This window comes from Gordonia otitidis NBRC 100426, assembly GCF_000248075.1.
GTDB lineage: Bacteria > Actinomycetota > Actinomycetes > Mycobacteriales > Mycobacteriaceae > Gordonia > Gordonia otitidis.
Window position 1 is genome coordinate 1 of record NZ_BAFB01000032.1, and the last position, 6,669, is coordinate 6,669.

At 67.9% G+C, this 6,669-nt stretch carries 5 protein-coding genes; 1 reads left to right on the forward strand and 4 read right to left on the reverse strand.

The window, feature by feature from the left end; all coding sequences use genetic code 11:
• On the reverse strand, positions 1-1,517 hold a 1,517-nt coding region (eccB, locus tag GOOTI_RS03345), incomplete at its 3' end, for a type VII secretion protein EccB (protein ID WP_051997848.1).
• 346 nt (positions 1,518-1,863) lie between these two features.
• On the opposite strand from eccB, the gene eccE reads away from it, so the two are divergent.
• Positions 1,864-3,594 (forward strand): type VII secretion protein EccE, encoded by a 1,731-nt coding sequence (gene eccE, locus GOOTI_RS03350; RefSeq protein WP_007237149.1) that lies wholly within the window; start codon positions 1,864-1,866, stop codon positions 3,592-3,594.
• Here eccE and manA read toward each other — a convergent pair.
• The 3 genes from manA to GOOTI_RS03365 form a co-directional block, all read right to left on the reverse strand.
• Entirely contained in the window at positions 3,591-4,886 is a 1,296-nt protein-coding gene (gene manA, locus GOOTI_RS03355; RefSeq protein WP_039993267.1) for a mannose-6-phosphate isomerase, class I, read from the reverse strand. The genes eccE and manA overlap by 4 nt on opposite strands.
• On the reverse strand, positions 4,883-6,007 hold the full coding sequence (locus tag GOOTI_RS03360) for a hypothetical protein (RefSeq protein ID WP_039993269.1): 1,125 nt from the start codon (positions 6,005-6,007) through the stop codon (positions 4,883-4,885). The genes manA and GOOTI_RS03360 overlap by 4 nt, the downstream gene beginning before the upstream one ends.
• 76 nt (positions 6,008-6,083) lie before the next feature.
• A partial coding sequence (locus GOOTI_RS03365; RefSeq protein ID WP_233425412.1) for a DUF3499 domain-containing protein occupies positions 6,084-6,669 on the reverse strand: 586 nt, incomplete at its 5' end.

Genomic DNA, 6,669 nt, shown 5'->3' on the forward strand with positions numbered 1-6,669 from the left:
CCGCCGGTTTTCGGCGAGTCCTCAGGTGGACTGACAGCCGTGCCTTCCGGGTCGGCGCCCATTCCGTCGTGTGCGACGAGCGCGTTCTCCCGCGACAGGGTCGGCCCGGCGACGAGCAATGAGGTCACATCCCACGGAGCGCGTGTCGGCGTCGTGCCGAGCCCGAGGATCGACCCTGTCTCGGCATCCGAGACGCCGTAGCGCACACCGGTGTCTGCGACATAGAACATCGATTCCGCACGCGCGCTGCCGGATTCGTTTCCGGTCACCTGGATGTAGGCGCCGGAACCCGGACGCACGTACACCTGGTCGACACCCGGGCCCGGTCCGTCGGCGCTGGCGACCCGCACCGGGGTCGCTCCGTCGGGCAGCGGCAGCGCGTCTCCGACGAGCAACGTCGTACGCGCGGGGTCGTCAGCTGCCTCGCGCGTCCAGGCTCGACACACCGTGGTGTCGCTCGCTGTGACGAGATGCGGTACCGCCACGGGGAAGTCGGCGATCGGCAGTTCGTCGAGCATCGGAGTAGACGCGATCACCCCGGGTGCCACGGTCGCGACAGGCGCGGCGTCGTCGAGTTCCGCGAGCCGCAGGATCTCGGCTGTCGCAGCGCTGATCGGCTGAACCCCGTCACGAAGCACGATGTAGTAGCCGACAGCGCCATCAGCTCCGGTGGTCTTGACCACCGAGCCCACCCGCGCTCCGGCACGCCCCACAGCACCCGTTCCGCCCTTGCCGGTGATGGACGGAAGCGTCAACGCGTCGACCTCGGGGAAGGTGTTGAGCAATCCCACACTGATCGGACGCGGCGTCTCGTTCTCGAGCCCCAGCGCCCGCAGCACGGGCACACTGTCCGTATCCACTTGCGCGCGAACAGGTGTCGCGCGTCCGTCGCGGTCGAGTTGGTAGACGAGAAACGTGTCGTCGCCAGCGGTCACGAAGAGCGCCTCGTCGGATCGTGCCGTACGGGTGTGTTGCCCCGTGTGTGGTTCGCCTGCGATCACCGACAACAGACCGGTCCCGTGCGATGACGCGCCGAGTGCCGATTCGGTCACGCCCGACCGGGAGCCGGGGCCGTCGCACACCGACCACGTGGTGACCGACGACGTCGGCAATGCCGAAGGCGCCCCGGGGATACCGAGCAACGGGCCACGGGGATAGTGAGCGAGCTTGCGCTCCGACGCCGACGCCGGCTTCTCGTTGCTCCCGGTGATGAGTCGTGCAGAGGCCAGGTTCAACACGGGGTGCAGTGTGCCGTCGATCAGCACATACGTGCCGCCCGTCTTCGCGGCGATGATCGTGGACTTGCCGACCGACCCCTGCGGGCTGACCAGTCCCCAGACCGCAAAACCGGCAAGCACGAGCACCCCGAGTACCGCACCGACGGCCAGGGCGCGTCCCTGGGAGCGCATCGGGTCGTGCAGCATCCGTACATCTCGGCGGATCAGCGCGTGATCAAGACGCCGCAGCAGAAATCTGTAACCGTTGACCTGTGCCCTGGTGGTCAGTTGACGCGCCACCGTTTCCCCCTTCACCCACCCCTGCGCTGCATCCCACCCCTGCGCCACGGCCCTCGGCATGCGGACCGGCGGTGGATGAACCCCGCGCCGCCTCACTCGCGCGGTAGTAGCCTAACCGAACCAGACCCGCACAAATCCGGCAATCCGGCGCGTCGGGCGTCGCTTGTGGACAACGTCTGATTCGGCGCGCGGCTGCCCGCGGCGCGGTGTACTAACCGAGCGAGTTCGACTCGATGAGCTCTGCCACACGAGCTCTGCCGAACGAGCTGGGCAGAACCGAACGAGTGGGTGAAGACGGGTCGGAGGTGGCAGCCGGGTGCCACATGGACGAGAGGGTGGATACCCCATGGGGATCGGCACGAAACACCGCACACCGGCACGGTTGCCGGGACTCGCGACGTTGGTCGGGATCGAGGTGTTGCTTGCCGTGGGACTCGTGGGCTGGTGGTTCTCCGGCGCACGGTCGGGGATCGCCGCACTCGGGGTGGCAGTCCTCGCCGCGCTGACGCTCATCCCGATCGCCGGCCGAACGTCGTTGTCGGGCAGATTGATCCGTCGGGGTGGTTTCCTCGTGTCCCGCGCGCGCCGGCGGTCGGCCGGGTCGGCTCCTGCACCGTTCGACGTGCCGACGTCGGGTCGGCACCACGGCCATTCGCCGACCTCACACGCCGAGACCGGGGTCGTGGGCGTCCGCTGGACAGGCGACATGCTCATCACCGTGCTGCGGGTCTCACCGGCCCGCACCGCTCCTACCTTCCTCTCGCCGTTCGGCTCCGAGACCACCGACCCTCCGCTGCCGCTGACGACGCTCGCCGAGTGCATCGATCCCTATGACATCCCACTCGCGTCGATCGACATCATCGTGCAGGGCATCCGGGTCGGCGGCACCGGGCCCGCGGCCGCGATCTACGAACGCACCCTTGGCCCGCTTCCTGCGACGACTCACCGCGACACCCTGGTGATACTCCGACTGGACCCGAGGCGATGCCCGAACGCGATCGCCCGACGCGGAGGCGGAGCGACCGGAGCACTACGGACCGCGACCATCACCACGCAACGGGTGGCTCGTCGACTCCGCGAGTGCGGTCTGGCGGCCACTCCCCTCGATGCGGTCGGGATCGACGCCGTCACAACCCGGTTGTTGCAGGGCGCACGTCTCGATGCCACGCACGAGGACTGGTCTCACGTGTCAGCGGGGCGCGTCCGCTTCCGCACCGCCTCGCTCGACCCGCGCAAGCTGTCACGTGCGCTCGAAAGACAGTGGGGCGGTACACCGCTCTCGACGACCCTGACACTTTCTCTCTCGCACGGGCCCGCCGGTGACCTGGAGGTGCGAGCGCTCGTCCGCGTCGACGAACTCCCGGATGCGGGATGCGTCGCCACCGCATGGCCCCACGGCGCCGAACCACTCGACGGACGACAGTTCGACGCTCTCGCAGCGTCGTTGCCGACCACGGGCGCGAATCGCATCCACCGTCACCTCCCGGTGGCGGCGGGCACCGAGGCGTTCGCGCTGCTCGACACGCTGCGTGTGGAATCAGGCGGCTGTGGCCAATTGATCGGCGCCGATCACACCGGCCGCGCGGTCACGGCGCGGCTCTTCGGAACGGATGTGCCAGAGGTCGCGCTGATCGGCACCACCGCTCTGGCCACGCAGGTCGTGCTACGGATCGTCGCCACCGGTGGGCGCGTTGTGCTCCACACCTCACGCCCCGACCGATGGCAGCATCTCGTGGACGCCATCGGCGATCGCCATGTGCTCGGCTTCGCAGATGATCGGAGCGGACGCGACATCGACGCGCGTGTACAGCTTTTCGACGGCGTCGCGCCCTGTGCTGTGGCCAACGGCGTGACCCGCATCCTCGTCGTACCGCAGGATCAGGAGGTCGACGACGTCCGCACCGGTGCGATCGTGTTCAGGCAGCACCGGACGCGGGCACATCAACTCACTCTCGAGACGAGCGGCGACAGGGTCGGTGTCACGATGGTCTCGACACCGGAGGAGTCGGGGTTCATCGGGCAGCGCTCACGGCAGCCGTCCGCCTACCCCGCCCCGCAGACTGTCGCGACCACCTAGAGCGTCGGTGGCGTCTGAACTGCCGACGCCCGGGCCTGTACCGACCCGTCTGGGTCGCTGACGGGCACCCTGGCACGGAAGAACAAGGCACGACTCGACGACGCACGCACCACCACGTCCGGATCGCCGTCGGGAATCCAGACGGCATATCCCGAGGAGACAGCCAACGGCGGGTCTCCGGGTAGCCGAACCTCGATGGTTCCACCCATCGTCGCCAGAATCTGCGGACCGGGCATGTCGAAGCAGATCGACGACGGCTGATGCAGGCCCGTACCCTCCAATTCGACTCGGGAGAGCCGGAATTCAGGCGCAGGCGTCACGTAGATCCGCTCAGCGCCCACCGTGCGCATCCTCGGTGTGAGATCGCCGACGTCAACGGGTGCGAAGTCGAGCACACGCAGCAGTTCGGGCACATCGATGTGTTTGGGGGTCAGACCACCGCGCAGCACATTGTCCGAATTGGCCATGATCTCGACACCCGTGCCACTGAGATAGGCATGCAGCACGCCAGCGGGCAGATAGAGACCTTCGTTGGGCGACAAGTGAATCCGGTTGAGCAACAACGACGCGAGCACTCCCGGATCGTTGGGGTATATCTCACCGAGTTCCAGTGCCGTACGCAGTTCCGGAGCGAACTGCGACCCTGCGTTCAATGCGTCGACCGCGCCGGAGAGCACCGCGGGTACGACCGTCCGCAGACTCGATTCCGGCAGCGTGAGCCACGTGGTGAACACCGCGCGCAGCCCCTCGGCGTCCGGTTGGCCCACCAACATGCCCAGGTACGGGTCGAGTTCTCTGACCTGTAGTTCACGCAGCAGGTCGATCGTTCGCGCCGGGTCGCGGAAACCTGCCAGCGCATCGAACTCGGAGATCGCGACGATCAGCTCAGGCTTGTGCGACGCATCCTTGTAGTTGCGTGTCGGCGCGTCGATCGGAACTCCCGCTGCCTCTTCGCGGGCGAACCCCTCGCGCGCCTGCTCGGCGCTCGGATGCGCCTGCAACGACAACGGTTCGTCCGCGGCAAGAACCTTGAGCAGGAGCGGCAGCCGCGCACCGAACTGATCGATGCTCGCGGCGCCGAGCGCTCGCTGGGGATCGTCGTCGATCAACTCGAGCAGATCACCCTGGACCCCACCGTCTGGGCCGAGAACCGTGGCCGGCCCCTCGGCGTGCGCCCCGAACCAGAGCTCCGCTTCCGGGTGCGGAGACGGAACCGGTTTCTGCCGTAACGACGCGATAGCCGTTCGTGACCCCCATGCGTAGGGCCGCACCACTCCGTCCAGCAGTTTCATCGTTCTCCGATTCCGGTCAGATGTAGGTACACCGCAGCAATGTCGACGCGCAGCGCCAGGATCACGTACCCCGGCAGATCGCTGGGACCGTCAGCAAGGTCTTCAGGACCGGCGGGCACCTGCGGTCGGACGACGGACTCTGCTTCATCGACGTCGCCGCTCACCGCCTCCGCGTCAGGGATCCCGGCGATTCGCTGTGCGGCGTACCACCGCCTCGCAGCGGTGGTGACCGCGAGGACGCGCGGCGGCTGATCCGCCAGGGGTCCGTCGATCTGCGGATCGTGGAAGATCGAATCGACCGGCGACGCCCCACCCGCTGTCCACGATTCCCGCGACAGACGCGCGACGTCGTCGATATCTGCTGCGGCGCAGATCTTTCCCGACAACACGAAGAGCGATGAGACGTTTCGTGCGGCAACCACCGACGCCGCGGGACTGTCGCCTGTCCACACCACTCGACGATCAGCCAACCGCGCAGCGAGTAACTTGGCGCGGTTGTGGAACGTCTCCCTCGTCGGATGATCTGCCGCTGCCTCCTCATCGAGCGCGTCGGCGATGTCGCTCACGAGGGGGACGGGACCGGTGAAACGCACGTCGGACAGCGCGCTGAACACGGCAAGCAACGTCGCGACATATCCTGCGAAACGAAACCGGGCGTCGACGTGTACGCGTGGCGATAGATCGATCCCGCTGCCGCCCAGCGCATCTCGCAAGGGCCCCTCCACGGGTGCAGCGACAACGAACTCGGCGCGACGACGCTGAGCACGTGCTGCGGCGTCGGCCAGCGCCATATCACCTGCATCGTCGCCCGCGACGACCACGACGTCGAGCGGACCGACCCAGCCAGGTAGAGCGGGCACGGACACGATCGGGACGTCGACGCGATTCGCCACGCACGCCACGACAAGCGCGACAGCGTCGCGGACCACACCGGACACGCCGTGCACGACCACGACGCTACGAGGACGCAGCGACGCGAGTGGTTCGAGGACACCCTCGCGCATCGCCTCCGCGACCGCGCGTACCTGGGCGCCCGCCAGCGCCGCAACAGGCAGCAGACCTTCGGTGTCCCCTGCGATCAGATCATCGACATCATCGAGGTCGGCGGCACCCGTACGCATGTGCTCAGCCTAGCGACGTGCGGCGCCGCTGCCCACACGCACGCAGATTACGACTCACCGCAGTTATCGGAGGCAATCAATCGACCGGATCGGGCAGCACTCGGAGATGCCCACGCCTGCCCGGACGCGGCTTGACCGCCCCACTGCGCCGCGGCGCATCCGACACCGAACGACCGTCACCGGTCGGCGCACCCGCTCCGTAACCGCCCGACGCCCCGGCACCGCGTCCACCAGGAGCACCAGCACCGCGTCCACCAGGTGCACCGGCACCGCGTCCATTAGGGGTGCCAGCACCGCGTCCATTAGAAGTGCCAGCACGGTGACGACCGGCCTGGGCATCGTCGAACACGTCCTGATCGAAACCGGGCGCCCGGCCGACAGCGCCGGCTATCCCGCGTGCACCCACCTCACGCACGGCTTCGGCGAGCGCGGTGAGTTCATAATCCTCGGCGACCGGAGCCGAGAACCCCCGCTCGCTGCGCAGCATCTCCCAGCCGCGCGGAACCGTGATGCGTCGCGCATGCTCCTCGCACAGATCCCATGAATGCGGCTCGTCCGACGTGGCGAGGGGACCGATGACCGCCGTCGACTCGGCGTAGACGAACGTCAGGGTCGCCACCGCCGACCGGGAGCAAGCCGGGCGGCAGCATTGTCGGGGAAGC